Below are 19,322 nucleotides of genomic sequence, written 5' to 3' on the forward strand. Positions count from 1 at the left end.
GATCGGCGGAACGAATCGGGCGGAGGTGCGGTCGTCGTGAGCGACCCCGCAGTCGCCCTCGGCGTGAAGGTCTTCAGTCGGACCGAAAAGCTCGAGACCCTCCTGGAATCCGTTCCCGGGGACCACTACGAGACCGTCTACGTCGCCGACGACGGGCGGACCGAGGAGCGCAGTCACCTCTACGAACGGGCGTGGCCGTTCGCCCTCGAGCTGATCGACCTGCCCTACGACGCGGGGCTCGGCGTCGGCCGCAACGCGATCGTCGACGCGCTCACCGAGGAGTACCTGACGATCGTCGACAGCGACCACGAGGTGCCGCCGAACGCCGACGTGCTCGTTCGACAGCTCGAGGCTCGTCCCGAGTTCGGCGGCATCAGCGGGCTGTTGCTCGAACACGGGACGATACAGGGGCTGTGTCACGATCTGTCCGATGACGGTGACGTGCTCGTCCGGGAGACCGGCTCGAAAACGGCGGCGATCGTGGCGGGCTACCCCCTCGTCGCGTTCGACTTCGTCCCGAACGTCGCGACGTTCCGCCGGGCGTGTCTCGAGGAGCAAGGCTGGGACGAACGGTACGTGATCGGCCGCGAGCACCTCGACTTCTTCGTCGCCCACCGGGCGACCGACTGGCGCTTTGGCACCTGCCCAGCGGTGCTCTTTCCCCACCGTCCCGGCGGCGGCGGCGAGTACGACTCGAATCGACTCGATCCCGCCAAACTCCTCGCGAGCAAGTCCTACTTCCGCGAGAAGTGGGGCTACGACCAGGTCGTCGCCCGCGAGTTCTGGCTCGGGAACCAGTCCGTCGACAAACCCCTCGCCGTCCTCGACGGCTCGGTTCCGATCCCCACGTGGCTCGGTGCGAAACTGATGGACGTTCGCGACGCACGGCTGCGATTCGAGGCCGCGACTGCGGGCGTGAGCGACCGACTCCCGGTGGTGAGCCCGCGATGAGCGAGTCGGCGATGACGACGAACACGGACGCTGGTGACTCGATCGAACCGGCACGGACGACGCTGTTAGTCACGGTCGATTCGCTTCGCGCCGATCACTTCGACGAGATGGAGCGGACGAAGGCCTATCTGGAAACGCAGCATCCGCGGGCGTTCGCGACGTCGACGGCGACTCTTGGAAGCTTCCCCGCGATCGTCGGCGGCGAGTACGCGACCGGCGACGGCCTCGGGGAGGCGACGAGCGTGGCCACCGCGTTCGACTGTCGGCGGATCGGGATCACGACGAATCACCTCCTCTCGGCGGCGTACGGCTACGCCGACGCGTTCGACTCGTTTACCTCGCCGAAAGGCGGCGGGGAGACGCTCAAGGAGAAAGGGGCGGTCTTGCTCGAGCGCGGCACGCTCGCCTACGCGATCGCCAGCTGGGGCTGGAACCGGTATCAGGCGCTTCGGAGCCGCGTTACCGACCTCGAGAAGTCGTTTCGCCCGGCCGAGGACGTGATCGAGCAGTTCCTCGCCGAACGCGAGGGACGCGAGGAGTGGTTCGGCTGGCTGCACTTCATGGAACCGCACCATCCGTACGATCCGGAGGGCGCGAGCGTGAGCCGGGCGGAAGCCCAGCGGGTGAGCCGGCGCGTGCTCGCGGGCCGTGGCTCGGTGGCCGACGAAACCCTCGTTCGCGACCTCTACCGCCAGGAGATCGTCGAACTCGATCGGAAACTGGCGCGACTCTGGAACGCCATCCCCGACGAGACGCGGGTCGTCTTCTGTGCGGACCACGGCGAGCTACTCGGCGAAGACGGCCTGTGGGGCCATCCCGGCGAGATGCGGCCGGAACTGCTCACCGTGCCGTTCGGAACGCGAAACGCGCCCGATCTCGGCGCGGTCGTCTCGCTGATCGACGTGCCGACGATCCTCACCGGACGCGAGCACGGCGTCGGAACCCTCGAGCGCGAGGTCGCCTTCGCGGCCTACGGCGAGCGGACGGCGGCGATGAACGCCGAGCACATCGCGACGGACGACCACACCGTCCGGCTCTCGGACGGCGAACCGGCGACCGACCCCGTGCTCGAGGGGCGACTCGAGCGGTTCGACCCCGACTACGTGGTCACAGAGGACGCGCTGCGGGAAGACCTGGAGGACCTCGGATACGCATGATCGACGCTCACAGCCGACCGACGGATGACGCCGAACGGAGGGATCGACGGATGACGCCGGACGGAGGGATCGACGGATGACGGTGATCGTCCTGGCACTGGACGCGCTCGATGCGGGGCTCGTCGAGTACTTCGACCTCGAGGACGTCCGACTCGAGTCCAGCGGCGAGCTGGAGACCGTCGCGCGGACGCAGGACCTCCCGTACACGCCGGAGGTGTGGGCGACGGTCGCGACCGGCCTTCCGCCGGCGGACCACGGCGTGACGGGCGGTGGCACGAGCGAGTGGGACAACCCGGTCCTCGAGGGACTCTCGCGCGTCTCGGGGCGGCTGGACGAGTCGACCCGCGGGACGCTCGGGAAGGTCGTTCGCTCCCGGACGGGCGAACGCGAGCGGATCGGACGCACCGACGCCGAATCGATGTTCGACGCCGATCGGGCGGTCGTCCACAACTGGCCGGGCGTCGACGACGGCCGGCCGCTCCAGCGCGCGTGGGACCTGATGAACGCCGTCGCCCAGGGGATGCCCCGCAGCGAGTTCGAGCGCGAACTGTTCGGGCAGTGCGCCCAGCAGTTCGCCTGGGCCCGCGAGATGCTTCGCCACCCCGTCTCGCTCGCCGGCGTCCACGTCCACGCGCTCGACGCGGCCGGCCACGCCTACGCCGACGACGAGGACGCGCTCCGGCGGGCCTACGCCCGCGTCGGCGAGTTCGTCCGGGGGCTCGCCGACGCGCTCGAGGAGGGCGACGACCTCCTCGTCTGCAGCGATCACGGGATGCGCACGGCGTTTTACCCACCTGACGCCGGCGAGAACCCGGCGACCCACTCCTGGCGGGCGTACGCGAGTTCGACGACGGACTCGGTGCCGGCGTCGGTGTTCGACGTTCGCGAGTGGGTTGAGTCCCGCACACGTCGGACTCGAGTCGGCGATTCCGGGCCGGCGGCCGGTGACGAGGCCATCGACCTCCCGACCGATCACCTCCGCGAACTCGGCTACCTCGACTGATCGCTGCTATCCCGGCGGACGTGCGACGACCGCGGCGCGACCGCCGATTCGACCGTCGTCACTCGAGATATCCCAGGTCCCGAAGCTGTTCCGCCGTCGTGTCCATCACCGCCGGCCCGGAGTCGTCTCGCGTGCCGCCGCTGTCGTCGGCGTGTGCGTCGACCCACTCGCGAACGTCGAACACGTGCTCGGGTGGGTCGTCGTCGAGCGTCGTCGACGCGAGCGCCCGCCAGCTGTGGAAGCCGGGCTCGGTATCGTCCTCGAGCCAGGCGACTTGCATGCCGTGGTCCGACAGGAGCAACAGGTCGTCGACGTGCTCGCGAACCGATCCCAGCAGGCGGTCGACCCGTTCGTACACCGCCCGGAGGCGGTCGGGGTGCGTCGCGAACGCGTGGCCGGCGGCGTCGAGGACGTGCATGTGTACCCCGGCGACGGCCACGTCGGCCCCTCCCATCCCCTGTAGCCAGCCGACCTCGAGGCCCGCGTTCCCGTACAGTCGCCGCCAGAGCTCGTCGTCGGTGATCTCGCCGTTCGAGGCGAGGTTGAGCCAGTGCCAGGTCTCGCTCAGGTGTTCGCCGGGCGTGACGCCGGGCCACCACCGCACGGCGCGGGCCTCGGGCCGGAAGAGGTGGGAGTGTGCCGTCTGTCGCAGCGTCATGTCGACGCCGCCGTCCCCGTCGCTGCCGTCGCCGCCGGCATCGCCGCGGAGCCACGTCCCGAGCGTGATGCGCGCTTCCTTGGGGAGGACGTAGGGAGCGATCGTGCTCGCGTACTCGAGGATCGGATTCTCCCACTGCTGTTGTTCGCCGGTCGATGCGAGGCCGTGTTCCGTCGGCCCGACGCCCGTCGCGACCGACGTCCAGACCTCGAGCGTGTTCGGGTACCGCCCGGAGTGAGCGAACGTCTCGAGGTTGCAGTGGCGCTCGAGCAGGAGGTTCTCACACGCCCAGTCACGCGCGAGGGCGTAGTCGGCGGCGTCGAGGGCGACGATCCCCAGCGTCGTCATATCCACCCTCACCACGAACGGGGTATTCAACGCCGGGGCTGTGTTTCACGGCACGGTCGTCGCGCCCGCCGTCGCGGACGAACCGAGAACCGGCGGCCGGGACGGGCGGCGGTTCGGTGGGCCGAGACAGGCACGGTTCGGTGGGCGGGACGGGCACGATTCGATGGCCGGGGCAGGCAGTACACTGATATGCCCGGCTGATGCAGTGTCTCCCTACGGAACTCGTTCGCTGATGGTGACGATTCTCCGACCGTCCGATTCGCGTCGATCGGCGACGACCGCTCGACGTCGACCGGCAGGGCCATCCAGACGCCACGCCTCGCTCGAGACGAATGACTGACGCGACGTCGGTCAGTCTCGGCGGCGAGACGGTGAAGGCGACGGCCGCGAAGTTCGTGATGGCCGTAATCGGGTTCGCTGGCACCGTCGTCTTCGCGCGGGTGCTCGGTCCGACCGGCTTCGGCGGCTACTACTTGCTCTTCTCGCTCGTGAAACTCGGCGACCGTGCGGTCAACGGGTGGGGAACGGCGATCATGAAGCGGTTCTCGGAGATCGAGGCCCCGGAGCGGGAACTGATCGGCGGTCAACTGGTGTTCACGGCGGCATGGCTGGTGCTCATGAGCGCGGTCGCCGCGGTCGCGTCGCGGTGGCTCGTTTCCTACACGGGACTCTCGGAAGCGCCGGTGCTGTTCGTCGTTCTGATGGGTGCCGTCACGCTCTACGAGCCGACCGATCGGGTCGTCCAGGCGCGGGGACTCGTCGGTGCCTCGATGTGGATCGACACGTTCCGGTCGCTGCTGACGTTCCCCATCCAGCTCGCGCTCGTCCTCCTCGGGCTCGGCGCTGCCGGCATGGCATACGGGCTCGCCGCGGCGACGTTCCTCTCCTTGCCCGCGCTCTGGTACTTCGTGCGGACGACACCGACGGCCCCGACCCGCGAAACGCTCGCGAGTCTCTGGGCCTACGCCAAGTACAGCATCCCGAACTCGTTTCTCGGGCAGACCTACGACCGATTCGATATCCTCCTTCTCGGCTACCTCCTCGCGCCCGCGGCGGCCGGACAGTACGAAGTCGCGCTGAAACTCACCGTCCCGGCGACGTTCGTGATGATGGCCGCCCAGAGCGTGCTGATGGCCCGCGTGAGCCGACTCCACAGCCAGGGCAAAGACGTCAGCGACGACGTGTCGAACACGCTCGCGTTCTCGAGCGTCGTCGCGGTTCCGATGTTTTTCGGTGCGGTCTCCATGCCCGAGCAACTCGTCGTGACGGCGTTTGGACCCGAGTACGCCGATGCCGCCGCGTTGCTGGTCGGCCTCGCGCTGTTCCAGATCGTGAGCACGCAGAGTGGTCCCCTCACGAGCGCGATCGGCGGGATCGATCGGCCCGAGAGCAACACGCGCATCTCGGTCGCGACGCTCGCAGTGAACGTCGTCCTCGGCGTCGCGCTGACGCTCGCCTACGGGGCGATCGGCGTCGTCGTCGCGACGGTCGTCGCCGAGACGCTCCGGTACGTCCTCTCCGCGTTCGTGGTCAAACGAGCGCTCCCGAACGTCGTCCTGTTCCCCCGGACGCTCCTCGAGCAGGTCGGCGCGGCGCTGTTGATGTTCGCCGTGGTCGTCCCGCTCGTGCGAACCGTCCCCATCGACCAGTGGTACCAGCTGCTCGCCATCGTCTCCGTCGGCGCGATCGTCTACTCGGCGGCCCTGCTCGCGATCAGTCAGAAACTCCGCGTGACGATCGAGGGCGTCGTTCGGAGTTCGCGCCTCGAGCTGTAGCGGTGTCTCCGCCCTCCGACGTCGCCGGGTCGTGACCGGTGTGGCGCGGTCACGACGGTCGTCTGAGAATCAGGTGCAGCGAGCGATCCTCGTCGATCCCGCGGAGATCGTCGAACGAGTCCCACGGAAGCTTGACTTCGTACCACATCGGACCCACCAGATCCGTCACGGCGACGATTTCGAGGTCGGCGGCTGCAAGCGTTCGAAGCATCCGATCGATCGTCTCGTCGTCCAACCGGGAGCGGTGGAGTTCGAAAAAGACGACCAGCGGCTGCTCGGACTCGAGGACGCTTTCCATTCCCTCGAATACCTGGGCCTCGTACCCCTCGACGTCCATCCGGACGACGTTGATCGCATCCGGCGGGAGCTCCCGCTCCTCGAGGACGGTCGAAACCGCCTTCTGTGGAACGTCTATCTGCTGTTCGATCCGATGGGCCCGGTTAAAGGAGTCCTCGTTGACGTGTGATTTGTTACTCAATGGCAATAGATTGAACGTGATCGTGTCGTCGCTGTTCCCGATCGCCACGCGGTCGACGTCGATCCGATCGCCGTATCCGTTGCGCTCGATCGACCTCGAGAGGAGGTCGACGTTCCTCGGGTCGGGTTCGAACGCCAGTATCCGAGCGTCGGGACCGAGAACCTGGGCCTCGAGCAGCGCGTAGTAGCCGATGTTCGCGCCGATTTCCAGTACCGTCACGGGCGAGTCGACCTGCCCCGCGAGCCGTTCGATTTCCGCTCGAAAGACGCTGGCCGACAGTTCTTCGCGGCCGCCGTACATGAGCAACTCCCGCGAGATCCCGGCCATCGACGGGTCGAGGACCATCTCGCTGCCGTTGATTTCCCGAACCACGGTCCCGTCGTCGCTTCGCCAGGCGAGATAGTTCGTGTACGCGTTCCAGTCGAGGGTCCCGGCCGTGAGGCCGCCGAGTAGCGGACCGATCTCCCGACGCCGGACCCAGCGATTGACCTTGCGACGATTGGACTCGAACCACGGCTGGACCACGGTCGGATCGGTGAGCGCTTGCGTCGCCTTCGCGATGATGTCCGCCATGATGGGGGCGTCAATGGCCGCTCTTGTGAAGCTATTTTCAACGGTGTGGTTAGTAACGCAGTTCTAGCGTTTCGCTCCGCCGTGGTCGCTCCGTTCACCGGTCAGCCGGCCGACGGGCGATCGTGCCGTCTCTCGAACGGAGCCGGCACGATCACGTCGGAGCGACTGAGTGTCCCATCACTGGTAGCCTCGTTACTTATTACAGTTCCACCCCGACGTGGAGGCAGGATTACATGGCCGACCACGTCTACGTGTACGGCATCGTCGAGGACGCCGACCTGTCGTTCGAGGCCGAGGGGGTCGGCGGGGCAACCGAGATCCGGACGGTCGAGTACCGATCGCTGTCGGCGATCGTCTCGGAGATCGATACGACGGATCCCGATCGGACCGACGAGGACGTCGAACGGCACAACGACGTGTTGGGGACCGTCCTCGAGGAGGGGTACACCGTCGTCCCGATGAGTTTCGGGATGGCGTTCAAGAACGCACGCACGCTCAAAGGAGTGCTTCGGGGGGCGAACCGGGCGCTCCGAAAAACGCTCGCCGAGATCGACGGCACGGTCGAGCTCGGCGTCAAGCTCGTCGACACCGGGCTCGAGGCCGATCCCGACGAGGTCCAGGCCGAGATCGGCGATCGGCTCGACGAGGTGTCGATCAACGACACGGACGACGACCTGTTCAGCGATCGGCTCGTGCTCAACCGCTCGTATCTGGTTGATCGGGACGAGCGCGATCGCTTCGACGACGCGATCGACGACGTCCGTGAGGCGTACGGCGACGCCCTCACCGTCCAGTATACCGGCCCGTGGGCACCCTACAACTTCGTCGACGTCCACATCGGTGCCGACAGGGGGAGTTGATGTTCCTGTTCGACGACCTGCTGGTGCGGCCGTTCGTCTCCTTGCTCGACGTTTTGCACACCCTCGCACTGACCGAGCTCTACGACGTCGAGGCGCTCAGGGACGATCTCAAGGAGAACCGCTTGCTCTACGAGATCGGCGAACGGCCCGAACCGGCGTATCGCGAGCGCAAGGCGGAACTCGAGGCGGAACTGGAACGGGCCCGGGAGCTTCGGGCCGAACTCAGCGACAAGGTAGAGGTGAAAGGATGATCACGAACGGGGACCACCATGACTGACGACGACCGGGGTACCGACCGCGAAACGGACCGACACACCGACCGCGAGAACGATCACGACGGAGACGAGCAGGCGTCCGCTCCCCTCGAGGGGCTCCGTCGACTCCTGGAAACGCTCGACGACCTCGAGGCCGGTGAACGCCGTGACGGCTCGAGACGGATCGACGGCCACGGCGTGTCGGTCGACGGCGAGTACGAGCTGTCGATCGGTTTCGGGGACCGATTCGAGCGGCGAACGAACGCTGCCGACAGCGAGACGACGGGCAGGGCAGCGCCTCGCTCGAGCACCGTCGCGGACGACGCGTATCACGTCGGGCTCGTCGAGTACGACGACGAGACGCTGCTCGTCGCGGATCTCCCGGGGGTCGACGCCGAGGACGTCGCGGTCCGGCGAGGCGACGGGCTCGAGGTGGTCGTCGACGGCGAGGTGATCGAGCGGGTCGACCACGCGGGACGACCGAGCCGTCGGCGATTCCACAACGGCCTGCTGACCGTCGTCGTCGACGGAGGTGAGCAGGGTGACTGACCGCGAACGCATCGTTCGACGGATCTCGCAAACGCGCGACGCCGCTCGCGCTCGGCTGCTCACGCAACACCGAAAACTCGCGCGGGTTCGGGAACGAAACCAGCAGCGGGCCGAACGGCAGGCACAGCAGGAGCGTGGCGATCGAACCGACGGCGACGAAGGTACCGATCGGGCGGGTCGACCGCAGTCGTCGCGGGACGACGTGCCCGGATCGTGGTCGTCGGTGCCCGAACGGCCGCCGACGCGAGACGAGACGCCGACGGCACCCCATCGCCCGCGGCTGTACGGCCACCGACTGCGCCGACGGGCGAACGGAACGGAGGACGACGAATGAGCGGTCCCAAACCCACCCGGAATCAGGGCGACCTCGCGCAGATGCTCGACACGCTGCTCGACAAGGGCGTCGTGATCAACGCCGACATCGCGGTGACCGTCGGTGACACCGAGTTGCTCGGCGTCCAGATCCGGGCGGCGATCGCGTCCTTCGAGACGGCCGCCGAGTACGGCCTCGAGTTCCCCGGCGGGACGGACATGGCACGCGTCCGCGAGGCCGCCGGCGTCGACACACCGCGGGTGGCAACGACCGACGAGGCAGCCGAGGATGCGACCCTCGAGAAGACCGATTCGAGTCCGGCGATCGACGCCGTCGATGCCGGTGAGGCGGTCGCTCCCGACGATCGGGAGGGGGCCGACACCAGTGGCAGGGAGAACGACGACCGATGACGTCGACGATCGACCTCGACGGCGACGGGGAGAACATGCGGGCCGGGTTGCTCTCGCTCGTCCTCGCGATCGTCGAGATCCTCGAGGACTCCCTCGAGCGCGAGGCGCTCCGGCGGATGGAGTCGGGCCAGCTCGACGACGACGAGATCGAGCGACTCGGCCAGCAACTCGCCCGACTCGAGGCCGAAATCGAGCGCCTCGAGCGCGAGGAGGGGATCGAGGAGGACGTCGCCGGCCTCCGATCGGACCTGGATTCGCTGATCGACGACGCGATCTGGGACCTGTTCGACGACGACGCCGTTCCGGGCGTCGGCACCGACGGCGGAAAACCGGGGATGACTGACCGATGACGGTCCCGGAGCGGACGGACGGGGCGGACGACCTCGCTGACGGCCGCTACGTGTACTGTCTCGTGGAGCCAGAGGGCGAGCCGCCCGCGAGGCTCCCCGTCGAGGGAATCGACGGCGAGTCGCCGCGAGTCCTCGCGGCCGGGGGCGTCGCCGCGGTCGTCCACGAGACCGACACGCTCTACGACAGCGACGATCCGGCGACGATCCGCCGCTGGCTGCTCGCCCACCACCGGGTCGTCGAGGCCGCGACGGACCGGTTCGGGACGCCGATCCCGTTCCAGTTCGACGTCGTCGTCCAGGGCGGCGACGAGACGGTGCGGTCGGTCCTCGAGTCGGCCGCGGACGAGATCGAGGCGGCCGTCACCGACGTCGCGGGCCGACGGGAGTATCGCATCGAACTATTGTTCGAACCCGACGCGACGGTACCCGATCCCGAGGGCGACCTCGCCGCGCTTCGCGAGCAAACCGAGGCAGCCGGCGAGGGGACGGCCTTCCTGCTCGAGAAGAAACTCGAGCGAAAGCGAACGGAACTGCGACGGGAGCGAGCAGCCGCCCTCGCGGCCGACCTCGAGGCGGCCATCGACGAGGTCGCCGTCGCCACGGCGTCGGTCGACGGCGATCGACTGGGACTGGGCGACGACGATCGGGAAACGGTCACGCAGATCGCCGTATTGGCCGATCACGACCGCGAGGACGACCTGGGTGCCCGGCTCGATCCGATCGCGGACCGATCGGGCGTCGCCGTTCGGTTTACCGGGCCGTGGGCACCGTACTCGTTCGTGCCGGATATCGATCTGGAGGGCGGTCGGTGATGGAACCCGAGAAGAACGACGACGCCGTCGTCGACCTCGTCGACGTGTTGCTCGAGGACGGCGCAGTACTCGCTGCGGACGTGGTGATCAGCGTCGCGGATATCCCCTTGATCGGACTCCGGCTCCGGTTGCTCCTCGCGGGCATGACGACGATGCGGGACCACGACATACTCGCGGACGCCGACGATGCCATCAGGGACGCTGGTCGCCGGGCGGAGTCGTACGACAGCTGACGGACGACGACGATCGAGTATTAGAGCTGGTCGAGGAGGTCCCGCTTCTTCTCTTCGAACTCCTCGTCGCTGATCACGCCCTGCTCGTTGAGTTCGGCGAGCCGTTCGATCGTCTCGAGGGGGTCGTCGGCCGAGTCGGTGCCGCCGGCCGCCGACGGCGCGGCGTCGCCGCCCGAGTCACCGTTTTCGCCGCCGTCCGAGGACATCGGGGAGCGCGATGCCGGCGATTCGGCTCGAGCGTCGATCGAGTCGCCCGGCGACCGTGCCCGATCGCGATACCGCCGCAACGCGTCGGTGGCGGCGGCGAGTGCCGACTCCTCGTAGGAGGAGTCGATCCAGCAGTGGTAGGTCGTGTCGTCGGTGCGGATCACCAGCCGGTGTTTCATCAGGCCGCGACTGTACTCGACGCCGGTCACGTCGCCGTGGGGCACTTCGAAGAACTCGTCGCCGTCCTCCTTGCCGACGATCATGAACGTTCGCCTGTCGGTGATCGTGATCGCGGCCAGCCCGCCGCTGTCCGGCGTGATCGTGTCCCGCTTGCCGCCGATTCCGATCCCCTTCATCTCGTTGAAGAAGGTGTAGTGGGGTTGTTCGTTCGACTCGAGGTAGGAGACGACCGGCTCGTCGTAAAGGTAGAGCTGGCTGTACCGGTCGCCGCCCGCGAGCAACTCGACCGTAACCGAGTCGTGGTCGGCCGCGTCGACCATCGCGCGAATTCGTGGTTCGTCGATATCGGTCATAGATCTGGCTCTCAGTTCGGTCCGACTCCGAACCCGGAGAGGGCGTCGAGTTCGGGCAGTTGTTCGAGGCTCGTCTGGCTGTTCAGGGCGATCGCGCCGAACAGGATCTTCGCGATCAGGTCGGCGTAGGTGTACAGGAGCGCCTGCATCGTCGGCTCGAGGACCCCCAGCCCCGCCGGGCTGAGTATCCAGATCACGGGATAGATCGTCCAGATGATCAGCGTCAGGTTCCGGAGCTTGCCGAACAGGGCGACGATCGCACCCGGTCGGTCGGTGACCGCCTCGCGGATGCCGGCGGTGAGCATGTAGATCAGGGCGATGTAGGCGACCGAGCCCACCGCGAAACTGCCGTACGTCAGCGCGGGGCCGGCGAGCAACTCGCCGACGAGCCCCGAGCCCATGACGACGACGTCGAGGACGATCAGCAGGCCGATTCGGCCGCGGTCGAGGCCGGCGAGCAATCCGAGATAGAGGATCAACAGCGGCGTCGCGAGGAGCCACTGGCCGTACTTCGCGAGATTGACGACGTTTCCCTCGACGGTCAGGAACCCGATCCCGAGCAGCATGAACACGTACGCCCCCGCCGCGATCCCGGCGATACCGACGAGAATCGCGTGGTAGGTCCGGTTGCGTGCGTCCGTGACGAACGCTCGAACGAAGACGGCGGTTCCGAGGAGCATGACCGCGAGCCCGACGGTGTAGTGGACGTTGACGGCGACCATCTCAGCTCTCCCCCGTTCCCTCGGTGACGCCCTGCGGGGCCTCGAAGTCGAACCCGTCGCTGTCGCCGGAATCCGGCTCCTCGCCGGAGCCGATCGACGAGAGCGCGTCGACCCGTTCGGCGACCGACTGGATCGCTTCGGCCTGTCCGTCCGTCGCGTCGCTGATGTTCTCGATCGTCATATCGAGATCGTCGACGAGTTCGGCGATCTCCTCGAGGGAGTCGAGGGCCCGCCGGACCGTGACCGACGCGTCGGCGGTTCGTTCGTTGACGGCCTGGATCCCGGCGACCGTCTCGTCGGTCTGGGACTGGATCCGATCGATCCGCGTCTCGATCTCGTCGGCGGCCGCTTTGGTCTCCTCGGCGAGTTCGCGGACCTCGTCGGCGACGACGCTGTACCCCTGGCCGCTCTCGTCGGTCCGCGAGGACTCGATGCGTGCGTTCACCGCGAGAATGTTCGTCTTCCGGGCGATCTCGCCGATCAACCGAACGATCTCGCCGATCTCCTCGACCTCCCCCTCGAGGGTTTCGATCTCCGCGGCGGCCGTTTCGATCTCCGACTCGACGGTGTCCATCTCCGTGATCGCCGACGCCGCCGCGTCGCGACCGACCGTCCCGGCCTCGGCGGCCCGCGCCGACGTCGTCGCTACCTCGTCGGCGGAGGCGGCGACCTCCTCGGCGGTCGCCGAGAGGTTGTCCATCTCCCGGGAGATACTCGTCGTCGTCCGCTGGAGTTCGGCGATCGTCGTGTTGATCGATTCGCCGATCTCGGTGAGCGCCTCGCTCTCGCTTTCCGCGTCGACCCGTCGAGAGAGGTCACCGTCCATGACGTCCTGTAACACTTCGTTGTAGTGTTCCGCGGTCGACTGGAGGTTCTCGTTGCGGAGTTCCGTCTCCCGTTGTCTGCGTTCGGCGGTTTCGATGCGCTCTTGCAGCGAGTCACGCATGGCAGCGAGACCGGTCGCGAGCTGACCGATCTCGTCACGTCGGCTCGAGCGAAAGGAGACGTCCATGTTGCCCTCCTCTAGCTCGTTCGCCTTCGACGAGAGGAGCCGAAGCGTGATCGCGGTGTTGCTCCCGAAGGTGACGCCGACCAGCACGAGGCTGATGACCGACGCGAGGACGAGCCCGGCGAATCCGGACGTGACCGACGACCGAACGGCCGGGTCGTCGATCGGCGCGACGATCTGTACGTAGATGTACCCCGCAAACACGACGATTACGACCCCGGCAGCGGCCAGCACCCCTGTCAGCCTGGTCGCGATCGTTCGTGTTCCCCCACTAACGGTCCGTGTTTGCTCCATGTACGAGTACGTGCGAAGCCATCGTTCACTACGTAATGGCTCCATAGTTAGGGATCGTGACCGAAACGAACGCCAATAGGTTCGGCGGCGAGACGGGTCGACGGCTGTGGCGATCGCTCCCGAAGCCGGATCCCCCAGGGAGCGAACGGACGGCGGGTTTTTGCCGGAGCAATCCAACGAGGAATGCATGGAGGGACACCGCGAGTCCGCCGACGACGTCGGCGGGGAGGGGGAGCCGCCAGTCGAGTTGATCACCGCGTCGCTGCCGGATCTCACCTACGGCCTCGAGTCCGGCCGCGTCGTCCGGGTCACGTCGTTCGAGGGCGTGACCCCCGTGCCGGGAAGCGCGACTGCGGTCGACGGCGTTACCGAGATCGACGGACGGGTAACGGTGGTCGTCGACGCCGCGCGGTTGCTCGGTGGGCAGGGACGGGAGCCGACCGAGACGGACGAACTCATCGTGCTCGATCGCGACGAGCAGCGGTCGATCGGGCTCCGAACCCCGCGCGGCGTCGGCGTCGAGACGGTCCCGGCCTCGCGGTTCGAGCAGCCGTCCGCAGCCGATCCCGCCGCCTCGAGTCCCGTCCCGTCGGACGGCGGCGGGCTCGACGACGCCTTGCTCCGGGCCGCCGTGACGCCGGCGGAACCTGCGGAGCCGCCACGGCTCGTCCTGGACGCGGCCGGTATCGCTGCCGCCGTCGAGAGCTGATACCCGGGTGACCGTCGCCCCTGTCGACGCCGACTGAGCAGTGGATCGCTGCCGCTATCGGATGCCGACTGGCCGACCGCACGTCGCCCCGAACTGCCGTCGAGATCCCTAACTGCGTAGGAATGTCCATTATCCGGGTACAGTTCGTCCGTGGTGAGTAACCAATGTCAGTGGGGATTCTCGCCGTCGACGATTCGGGATACATGCGAAACCGGATCAAGATGATTCTGGGGGACGACGTCACGGTTGTCGCGGAAGCCAGCGACGGGGTCGAAGCGGTCAAAACGTACGAAAAACGCGGTGACGAGATCGATCTCGTCCTGATGGACATCATCATGGAGAAGGCAAACGGCGTGAAAGCCACGTCGGCGATCAAACAGCTCGACCCGGAGGTCAGCGTCATCATGTGTACGAGCGTCGGCCAGTACGAGAAGATGAAACTCGCGGCGAAAGCCGGTGCCGACGGCTACGTGACGAAACCGTTCGACCGGGCGGAACTGCTCGAGGCCATCGAGAGCGTCTCCGCATGAGCCGGGAGCAGTTCGTTCGCGAGACGCGATCCGGCATCGATCGGCTCGCCGACGGACTCCTCTCCCTCGAGGACGGGGGAAACGAGGACCGACTCTCCGAACTGTTCCGAACCGCACACACTCTCAAGGGGAACTGCAGCGCGGCTGGGTTCGATGCCCCGGCGCGCGTCGCTCACGCGCTCGAGGACGTCCTCGATGCGATCCGAGCCGATCGGCTCGAGCCCGACCCGGACGTGGTCGACGCCACGCTCGTGGCCGCCGACGTTCTGGACGCGATGGTCGACGAAATCGCTGAAGACGGGCGCGTACGGATCGATCCCGACGGGACCGTCGAGACGATCCGGACCCTGCTCGAGACGCGGGCGACGGACGACCCGCCAGTGGAACCGGCGGCCGACGACGACACGGACCAGCCGTCGACGCTCGCCGAGGAGGCGATTCCGGAACCCGGATCGGGCGACGGATTGACCGCGGAGGAGGCACTCGAGCGGGCGAGTGGCTTCGACGACCTCGAGTCGCTGTCCGCGGACGTCGACGACGGCACTCTCGAGGGGTCGGGATCCCTCGACGAACTGTTCGACGACGAGCCGGGTGACGAGCCTGCAGGGGTGGCTGCGGACGGCCCCGCTGCGGGGTCCACACCGACGAGCGAGACGGCCACGGACGAGCCCGAACCGGCAGCGGACGAGACGACTCCCGACGAGGCTGCGACGGCGACTGAGCCATCCGACGTCGAGATCGCGGGGACCGAGGGGGCCGGCCGCGAGGAGACGGTCGACTTCGATCGCGTCCGCGACGACGTCGAGACGCTCGACGCGGGGACGATGGACGACGCACTCGAGGGGGTCCAGTTCGGCGACGGCGGGGCCGACGACGACGTGACCGTGACCGAACTCCTCGAGTTGGCGGAGACCGACGACAGCGACGGCCCCTCGAGCTCCGAGCGCCCTGCCTCCTCAACCGGGGATCGCCGCGAGTCACCGACTGCCGACGGTGCCAAAGCACAGACCGGTGAGGACGAGGAATCCACGAGTGGCGAACGCGCCGAGCCACAGCAGGCCGAATACACCGAGTCACAGACGGCCCAACACGCCGAGGCGTCGACCGCTGACCGGGCCGAACGGGCGATGGACGCTGCCGGCATCGACGACCAGCAACTCCTCGAGAACATCCAGCAACTCGAGCCGGCCGAGCCGGCCGAGGATCCCGGCTCGTTCGTGTTCGATACCGACGTGGCGACGAGCCAGGAGGACGGTGACACGGGCGGAGCGGCCGATCTCGGCGACGGTGAGCTCGACGACGATCCCGGTTTGGCGACGGAGCGCTCCGTGACCGACGGCGACGAACGCGACTTTCTGGCGGCTGCTGTCGACGGGGGCGACGTCCAGGAAGGATCGGACGCAACGCTGGCGGAGACCAGCGACCGGGCCGTTCCCGACGACGCCCTCGCGTCGTTCGACCGGGACGCGAACGTTCGCGAGTTCGTCGCGGCCTTCGGGGACTCCTTCGACGGGTCGATCACGGACGACCGAACCAGGGCGGTTTCGGACGCCGTGACGACGATCCCGTCCTCGGTCCTCCCGATACCGTCGTCCGACGACGACGGGACTGCCCGCGAGGAGCGTGGCGGCACGATCACCGTCGAGGGGACGACCGCTGATCGCCTGCTTCAGTTGACCGAGCGGCTGACGACGGCGACGATGGCTCTCGAGCGTGACGACGGCGGCTCCCCCTCCGATAGCGCCGACGAGCCCACCCGGATGCGCGAGTTACGCGAGATCGCGACCGATCTCGAGGAGACGGTCACTGCGGTCCGGCTCCAGCCCCTCGAGCGTGCCTTTTCGGGCCTCGAGCGGACCGCACGACGGGTGGCACGGGAGGCCGAGACTCGCGTCGACCTCGAGACGAGCGGGGGGTCGATCGAGCTGGATCGGGACGTGGTCGCCGCCCTCGGGGATCTGCTGGTCCACCTCGTCCGCAACGCGGTCGATCACGGGATCGAACCGGCCGACGAGCGAGAGCGAGCGGGCAAGTCGCGCACCGGAACGGTCGCGATCCGGGCGCGGAAGGACGCCGACGAAGTCGTCCTCGCGGTGACCGACGACGGGCGCGGCCTCGACGCCGACGAACTCTGCCGTGTGGCCATCGAGGAGGGCATCGTCGGTCGGGAGCGGGCGGCGGCGATGAGCGACGAGGCGGCACACGAACTCGTGTTCCATCCGGGACTGTCGACCGAGGCCGAGGTGACCGACGTCAGCGGCCGTGGAGTCGGGATGGATGTCGTCGCCGAGACGATCACTGGATTGGACGGCGACATCGAGGTCGAGAGCTCCCCCGGCGATGGCACGACGTTCCGGCTTCGGGTCCCCGTCTCCGTCGCCGCGACGGAAGTCCTGTTCGTCGAGGCCGACGGCCGCCCGTACGCGATTCCGGCCGCCGATATCGCACGCCTCGAGGAGTTCGACCCGGCACGGGCCGACGGCGACGCATACGCGATGACCGTCACCGGTGAGGACGAGCCCGAGACGGAGCGACGCTCGCTCGTCCGGCTGTCGGAGTGGCTGGGAGCCGACGGCGACACCGATCCGACGGTCGTCGTCCACGTCCGCGATGATCGCGGCGGTCGGTCGATCGCCTGTGACGACGTCGGCGACTGGCGACGAGTCGTGGTCCGGCCCTACGACGACATCCTCGCCGAGACGCCCGGTATCGACGGTGCAACGCTGCTCGGGGACGGCGAACTCGCGAACGTCCTCGACGTGACGGCGATCACTGACGGAGGCTCACGATGAAAATCGACGTTCCGACGCTTGGCACGTTCTACGAGATGGCACGGGAGGGTGCCGGCATCGCCGCCGGTCGCCTGACGAAGATGACCGGCGTTCCGACCCGTGTGGGTGTTACCCGCATGAACTTCATGCAGCTGTCGGAGCTGCGCGCCGAACTCGACGACGGCACCTCGAGCATCGGGACCGCGATCGAACTCTCCGGCGGGTTCGAGGGCGACTCGCTGCTGGTTTTCGACGAGGACAGCGCCCGGACGATCGCCCGCGAACTCGTCGCCGACGTTCCCGCCGACGGCGTCGACAACATCGCCCGGAGCGCCCTCCTCGAGGTCGGCCAGGTGACGACCAGCGGCTTCGTCGACGGCTGGGCCGACATCCTCGGAACCAGCATCGACGCCTCGACGCCGACGTACCTGGCCGGGACCGATCCGACGCCGTTTATTGGCGCCCTCGGCGCGGTCGACGGTGATCTCGCCTTGCTGTTTCGCAGCCGGATCGAGACCGTCGGTGCCGACGTCGACGTCGACCAGTACGTCGTCCCCACCAGGGAGACCGTCGAGGCGCTGCTCGAGCGCAGCAGCGAGGGCGGGACCGGCATCGAGTTCGACAAGCTCGCGGGATTCAACCGGATGGCAGAGCGGGGATCGACGGAGATGGCGAACAGCCTGGAGACGATGACCGGGCTGTCGATGGACGCCGAGATCCGGCGGATCAACTTCCTCTCGCTGGATACGATCGCCGACGAGATCCCCAACGAGCGGCTGGTGAGCGTTGCCTTCCGGTTCCGTGGCACGCCCAGCGGCTACCTGCTGTTCGTCTTCGACGAGCCCTCGGCGCGGACGCTCATGGAGGCGGCGCTGCCCGGCAGCACGAGCGAGGGTCGCTTCGGCGCGATGGAGCGCGACGCCATCTCCGAGTTCGGCAACGTGATGGCCAGTGGCTTCCTCGACGGCTGGGCGAACGTCCTCGAGACGACGATCGAGCACACGACGCCCCGCTACACGCACGACCTGGGTGCGTCCGTCGTCGATCCGCTGATCATCGGCCTGAGCACCGACCAGGAGTTCGCGTTCGTCTTCGATACGCTGTTGTCCGACGCCGAACGCCGGATCGACGTCAGCGTGTTCGCGATCCCCGACGAGGACTCCCTGGAGCGGGCACTGGCCGAACTCGACGTCGACCGAATCGACGACGCGCCGGTCACGGCGACGTTCGACCTCGCACGCGCCGACGCGGACGGGGAAGGGCCCGCGGAACTGGCGACGCCCGAGGAGGTGACCGACCGATGAAGACGTTCGACGACGATCCAGAGCCCGCCTCCGAACGAGGCGACACCGTCTCCGTCGGCGTTTCCGAGTACGTCGTCGCGGCCGACGGCGAGACGCTGATCGCCTACGGCATCGGCTCGTGTCTCGCGATCGTGCTCTTCGATCCGGAGGCGAACGTCGGCGGCCTCGCACAGGCCGTGTTACCCGATCGGGATCACGGCGAGGGCGAGGCGACCGGAAAGTTCGTCGACGCGGCGACCGACGCCCTGTTGCGCGAGATGGCCGAACGCGGCGCGAGCGTCGGCCGGGTTGAGGCACGCCTCGCCGGTGGCAGCGAGATGATCGACTTCGAGGAGCTCGAGACCGGCATCGGCGACGCGAACGTCGCGGCCGCTCGAGAGCGCCTCGATGCGTTCGACGTGCCGGTCGTCGCGACCGACACCGGCGGTGACTACGGACGGACGGTCACGTTCGAGACGGCAACCGGGGACGTGACCGTTCGGACCGTCGACCACGGGACGAGAGAACTGTCGTAGTCGG

At 67.8% G+C, this 19,322-nt stretch carries 22 protein-coding genes; 17 read left to right on the forward strand and 5 right to left on the reverse strand.

Translation table 11 applies throughout. The features are described from left to right. Window positions 1-36: 36 nt before the first annotated feature. From J0X27_RS11420 to J0X27_RS11430, 3 genes are all read left to right on the forward strand, one after another. The gene (locus J0X27_RS11420; RefSeq protein ID WP_207269309.1) at window positions 37-951 is read left to right on the forward strand and encodes a glycosyltransferase family 2 protein; all 915 of its coding nucleotides are present in this window, start codon (window positions 37-39) and stop codon (window positions 949-951) included. Continuing rightward, a complete protein-coding gene (locus J0X27_RS11425) occupies window positions 948-2,108 on the forward strand; it encodes a sulfatase-like hydrolase/transferase (protein ID WP_224214588.1) in 1,161 nt (386 codons plus the stop codon). The genes J0X27_RS11420 and J0X27_RS11425 overlap by 4 nt, the downstream gene beginning before the upstream one ends. A gap of 76 nt (window positions 2,109-2,184) precedes the next feature. Further along, window positions 2,185-3,111, forward strand: coding sequence for an alkaline phosphatase family protein (locus J0X27_RS11430; protein ID WP_207269310.1), 927 nt, complete (start codon window positions 2,185-2,187; stop codon window positions 3,109-3,111). Window positions 3,112-3,169: 58 nt separating this feature from the next. Here the strand turns inward: J0X27_RS11430 and J0X27_RS11435 are convergent, their stop codons facing one another. Next, a complete protein-coding gene (locus J0X27_RS11435; RefSeq protein ID WP_207269311.1) occupies window positions 3,170-4,117 on the reverse strand; it encodes an alkaline phosphatase family protein in 948 nt (315 codons plus the stop codon). A gap of 332 nt (window positions 4,118-4,449) precedes the next feature. Between J0X27_RS11435 and J0X27_RS11440 the strand changes: the two genes are divergently transcribed. Continuing rightward, the gene (locus J0X27_RS11440) at window positions 4,450-5,892 is read left to right on the forward strand and encodes an oligosaccharide flippase family protein (RefSeq protein WP_207269312.1); all 1,443 of its coding nucleotides are present in this window, start codon (window positions 4,450-4,452) and stop codon (window positions 5,890-5,892) included. A gap of 49 nt (window positions 5,893-5,941) precedes the next feature. On the opposite strand, the gene J0X27_RS11445 is transcribed toward J0X27_RS11440, so the two are convergent. Further along, window positions 5,942-6,943 carry an FkbM family methyltransferase gene (locus J0X27_RS11445; RefSeq protein ID WP_207269313.1) on the reverse strand — a complete coding sequence of 334 codons (1,002 nt, stop codon included), beginning with the start codon at window positions 6,941-6,943 and terminating at the stop codon, window positions 5,942-5,944. A gap of 233 nt (window positions 6,944-7,176) precedes the next feature. Between J0X27_RS11445 and J0X27_RS11450 the strand changes: the two genes are divergently transcribed. The 8 genes from J0X27_RS11450 to gvpJ (J0X27_RS11485) are packed head-to-tail and all read left to right on the forward strand — an operon-like array spanning window position 7,177 to window position 10,724. Then, complete coding sequence (locus tag J0X27_RS11450) at window positions 7,177-7,803, forward strand: GvpL/GvpF family gas vesicle protein (RefSeq protein WP_207269314.1); 627 nt, start codon at window positions 7,177-7,179, stop codon at window positions 7,801-7,803. After that, complete coding sequence (gene gvpG, locus J0X27_RS11455) at window positions 7,803-8,054, forward strand: gas vesicle protein GvpG (RefSeq protein WP_207269315.1); 252 nt, start codon at window positions 7,803-7,805, stop codon at window positions 8,052-8,054. Before J0X27_RS11450 ends, gvpG begins: the two co-directional genes overlap by 1 nt. A gap of 18 nt (window positions 8,055-8,072) precedes the next feature. Then, a complete protein-coding gene (gene gvpH / locus J0X27_RS11460; protein WP_207269316.1) occupies window positions 8,073-8,606 on the forward strand; it encodes a gas vesicle protein GvpH in 534 nt (177 codons plus the stop codon). After that, window positions 8,599-8,940 carry a hypothetical protein gene (locus J0X27_RS11465; protein WP_207269317.1) on the forward strand — a complete coding sequence of 114 codons (342 nt, stop codon included), beginning with the start codon at window positions 8,599-8,601 and terminating at the stop codon, window positions 8,938-8,940. The genes gvpH and J0X27_RS11465 overlap by 8 nt, the downstream gene beginning before the upstream one ends. Further along, window positions 8,937-9,329, forward strand: coding sequence for a gas vesicle protein GvpJ (gene gvpJ, locus J0X27_RS11470; protein ID WP_207269318.1), 393 nt, complete (start codon window positions 8,937-8,939; stop codon window positions 9,327-9,329). The genes J0X27_RS11465 and gvpJ (J0X27_RS11470) overlap by 4 nt, the downstream gene beginning before the upstream one ends. Continuing rightward, a complete protein-coding gene (locus J0X27_RS11475) occupies window positions 9,326-9,679 on the forward strand; it encodes a gas vesicle protein K (protein WP_207269319.1) in 354 nt (117 codons plus the stop codon). The genes gvpJ (J0X27_RS11470) and J0X27_RS11475 overlap by 4 nt, the downstream gene beginning before the upstream one ends. Further along, window positions 9,676-10,491, forward strand: a complete 816-nt coding sequence (gene gvpL, locus J0X27_RS11480; RefSeq protein WP_207269320.1) for a gas vesicle protein GvpL — start codon at window positions 9,676-9,678, stop codon at window positions 10,489-10,491. Before J0X27_RS11475 ends, gvpL begins: the two co-directional genes overlap by 4 nt. Continuing rightward, entirely contained in the window at window positions 10,491-10,724 is a 234-nt protein-coding gene (gene gvpJ / locus J0X27_RS11485) for a gas vesicle protein GvpJ (protein ID WP_207269321.1), read from the forward strand. Before gvpL ends, gvpJ (J0X27_RS11485) begins: the two co-directional genes overlap by 1 nt. A 20-nt stretch (window positions 10,725-10,744) precedes the next feature. On the opposite strand, the gene J0X27_RS17920 is transcribed toward gvpJ (J0X27_RS11485), so the two are convergent. The 3 genes from J0X27_RS17920 to J0X27_RS11500 are packed head-to-tail and all read right to left on the reverse strand — an operon-like array spanning window position 10,745 to window position 13,489. Then, the gene (locus J0X27_RS17920) at window positions 10,745-11,464 is read right to left on the reverse strand and encodes an SHOCT domain-containing protein (protein ID WP_224214587.1); all 720 of its coding nucleotides are present in this window, start codon (window positions 11,462-11,464) and stop codon (window positions 10,745-10,747) included. 11 nt (window positions 11,465-11,475) lie between these two features. Next, a complete protein-coding gene (locus J0X27_RS11495; RefSeq protein ID WP_207269322.1) occupies window positions 11,476-12,186 on the reverse strand; it encodes a bacteriorhodopsin in 711 nt (236 codons plus the stop codon). A gap of 1 nt (window position 12,187) precedes the next feature. After that, window positions 12,188-13,489, reverse strand: a complete 1,302-nt coding sequence (locus J0X27_RS11500; RefSeq protein ID WP_207269323.1) for a HAMP domain-containing methyl-accepting chemotaxis protein — start codon at window positions 13,487-13,489, stop codon at window positions 12,188-12,190. A gap of 187 nt (window positions 13,490-13,676) precedes the next feature. Between J0X27_RS11500 and J0X27_RS11505 the strand changes: the two genes are divergently transcribed. The 5 genes from J0X27_RS11505 (at window position 13,677) to J0X27_RS11525 (ending at window position 19,318) form a co-directional block, all read left to right on the forward strand. Next, complete coding sequence (locus J0X27_RS11505; RefSeq protein WP_207269324.1) at window positions 13,677-14,198, forward strand: chemotaxis protein CheW; 522 nt, start codon at window positions 13,677-13,679, stop codon at window positions 14,196-14,198. Between the two features lie 164 nt (window positions 14,199-14,362). Next, complete coding sequence (locus J0X27_RS11510) at window positions 14,363-14,728, forward strand: response regulator (protein WP_207269325.1); 366 nt, start codon at window positions 14,363-14,365, stop codon at window positions 14,726-14,728. After that, window positions 14,725-17,520, forward strand: coding sequence for an ATP-binding protein (locus J0X27_RS11515; RefSeq protein ID WP_207269326.1), 2,796 nt, complete (start codon window positions 14,725-14,727; stop codon window positions 17,518-17,520). The genes J0X27_RS11510 and J0X27_RS11515 overlap by 4 nt, the downstream gene beginning before the upstream one ends. Continuing rightward, on the forward strand, window positions 17,517-18,803 hold the full coding sequence (locus J0X27_RS11520; protein ID WP_207269327.1) for a chemotaxis protein CheC: 1,287 nt from the start codon (window positions 17,517-17,519) through the stop codon (window positions 18,801-18,803). Before J0X27_RS11515 ends, J0X27_RS11520 begins: the two co-directional genes overlap by 4 nt. Then, complete coding sequence (locus tag J0X27_RS11525) at window positions 18,800-19,318, forward strand: chemotaxis protein CheD (RefSeq protein ID WP_207269328.1); 519 nt, start codon at window positions 18,800-18,802, stop codon at window positions 19,316-19,318. The genes J0X27_RS11520 and J0X27_RS11525 overlap by 4 nt, the downstream gene beginning before the upstream one ends. Window positions 19,319-19,322 lie beyond the last annotated feature (4 nt).

Source organism: Natrinema longum (assembly GCF_017352095.1).
Lineage (GTDB): Archaea > Halobacteriota > Halobacteria > Halobacteriales > Natrialbaceae > Natrinema > Natrinema longum.

Bases quoted from the DNA above. Each gene is read 5' to 3' on its own strand.
- J0X27_RS11425 (WP_224214588.1), top strand. From the start codon at position 948: ATGAGCGAGTCGGCGATGACGACGAACACGGACGCTGGTGACTCGATC.
- J0X27_RS11430 (WP_207269310.1), top strand. From the start codon at position 2,185: ATGACGGTGATCGTCCTGGCACTGGACGCGCTCGATGCGGGGCTCGTC.
- J0X27_RS11435 (WP_207269311.1), bottom strand. From the start codon at position 4,117: ATGACGACGCTGGGGATCGTCGCCCTCGACGCCGCCGACTACGCCCTC.
- J0X27_RS11440 (WP_207269312.1), top strand. From the start codon at position 4,450: ATGACTGACGCGACGTCGGTCAGTCTCGGCGGCGAGACGGTGAAGGCG.
- J0X27_RS11445 (WP_207269313.1), bottom strand. From the start codon at position 6,943: ATGGCGGACATCATCGCGAAGGCGACGCAAGCGCTCACCGATCCGACC.
- J0X27_RS11450 (WP_207269314.1), top strand. From the start codon at position 7,177: ATGGCCGACCACGTCTACGTGTACGGCATCGTCGAGGACGCCGACCTG.
- gvpG (WP_207269315.1), top strand. From the start codon at position 7,803: ATGTTCCTGTTCGACGACCTGCTGGTGCGGCCGTTCGTCTCCTTGCTC.
- gvpH (WP_207269316.1), top strand. From the start codon at position 8,073: ATGACTGACGACGACCGGGGTACCGACCGCGAAACGGACCGACACACC.
- gvpJ (WP_207269318.1), top strand. From the start codon at position 8,937: ATGAGCGGTCCCAAACCCACCCGGAATCAGGGCGACCTCGCGCAGATG.
- J0X27_RS11475 (WP_207269319.1), top strand. From the start codon at position 9,326: ATGACGTCGACGATCGACCTCGACGGCGACGGGGAGAACATGCGGGCC.
- gvpL (WP_207269320.1), top strand. From the start codon at position 9,676: ATGACGGTCCCGGAGCGGACGGACGGGGCGGACGACCTCGCTGACGGC.
- gvpJ (WP_207269321.1), top strand. From the start codon at position 10,491: ATGGAACCCGAGAAGAACGACGACGCCGTCGTCGACCTCGTCGACGTG.
- J0X27_RS17920 (WP_224214587.1), bottom strand. From the start codon at position 11,464: ATGACCGATATCGACGAACCACGAATTCGCGCGATGGTCGACGCGGCC.
- J0X27_RS11495 (WP_207269322.1), bottom strand. From the start codon at position 12,186: ATGGTCGCCGTCAACGTCCACTACACCGTCGGGCTCGCGGTCATGCTC.
- J0X27_RS11500 (WP_207269323.1), bottom strand. From the start codon at position 13,489: ATGGAGCAAACACGGACCGTTAGTGGGGGAACACGAACGATCGCGACC.
- J0X27_RS11505 (WP_207269324.1), top strand. From the start codon at position 13,677: ATGGAGGGACACCGCGAGTCCGCCGACGACGTCGGCGGGGAGGGGGAG.
- J0X27_RS11510 (WP_207269325.1), top strand. From the start codon at position 14,363: ATGTCAGTGGGGATTCTCGCCGTCGACGATTCGGGATACATGCGAAAC.
- J0X27_RS11515 (WP_207269326.1), top strand. From the start codon at position 14,725: ATGAGCCGGGAGCAGTTCGTTCGCGAGACGCGATCCGGCATCGATCGG.
- J0X27_RS11520 (WP_207269327.1), top strand. From the start codon at position 17,517: ATGAAAATCGACGTTCCGACGCTTGGCACGTTCTACGAGATGGCACGG.
- J0X27_RS11525 (WP_207269328.1), top strand. From the start codon at position 18,800: ATGAAGACGTTCGACGACGATCCAGAGCCCGCCTCCGAACGAGGCGAC.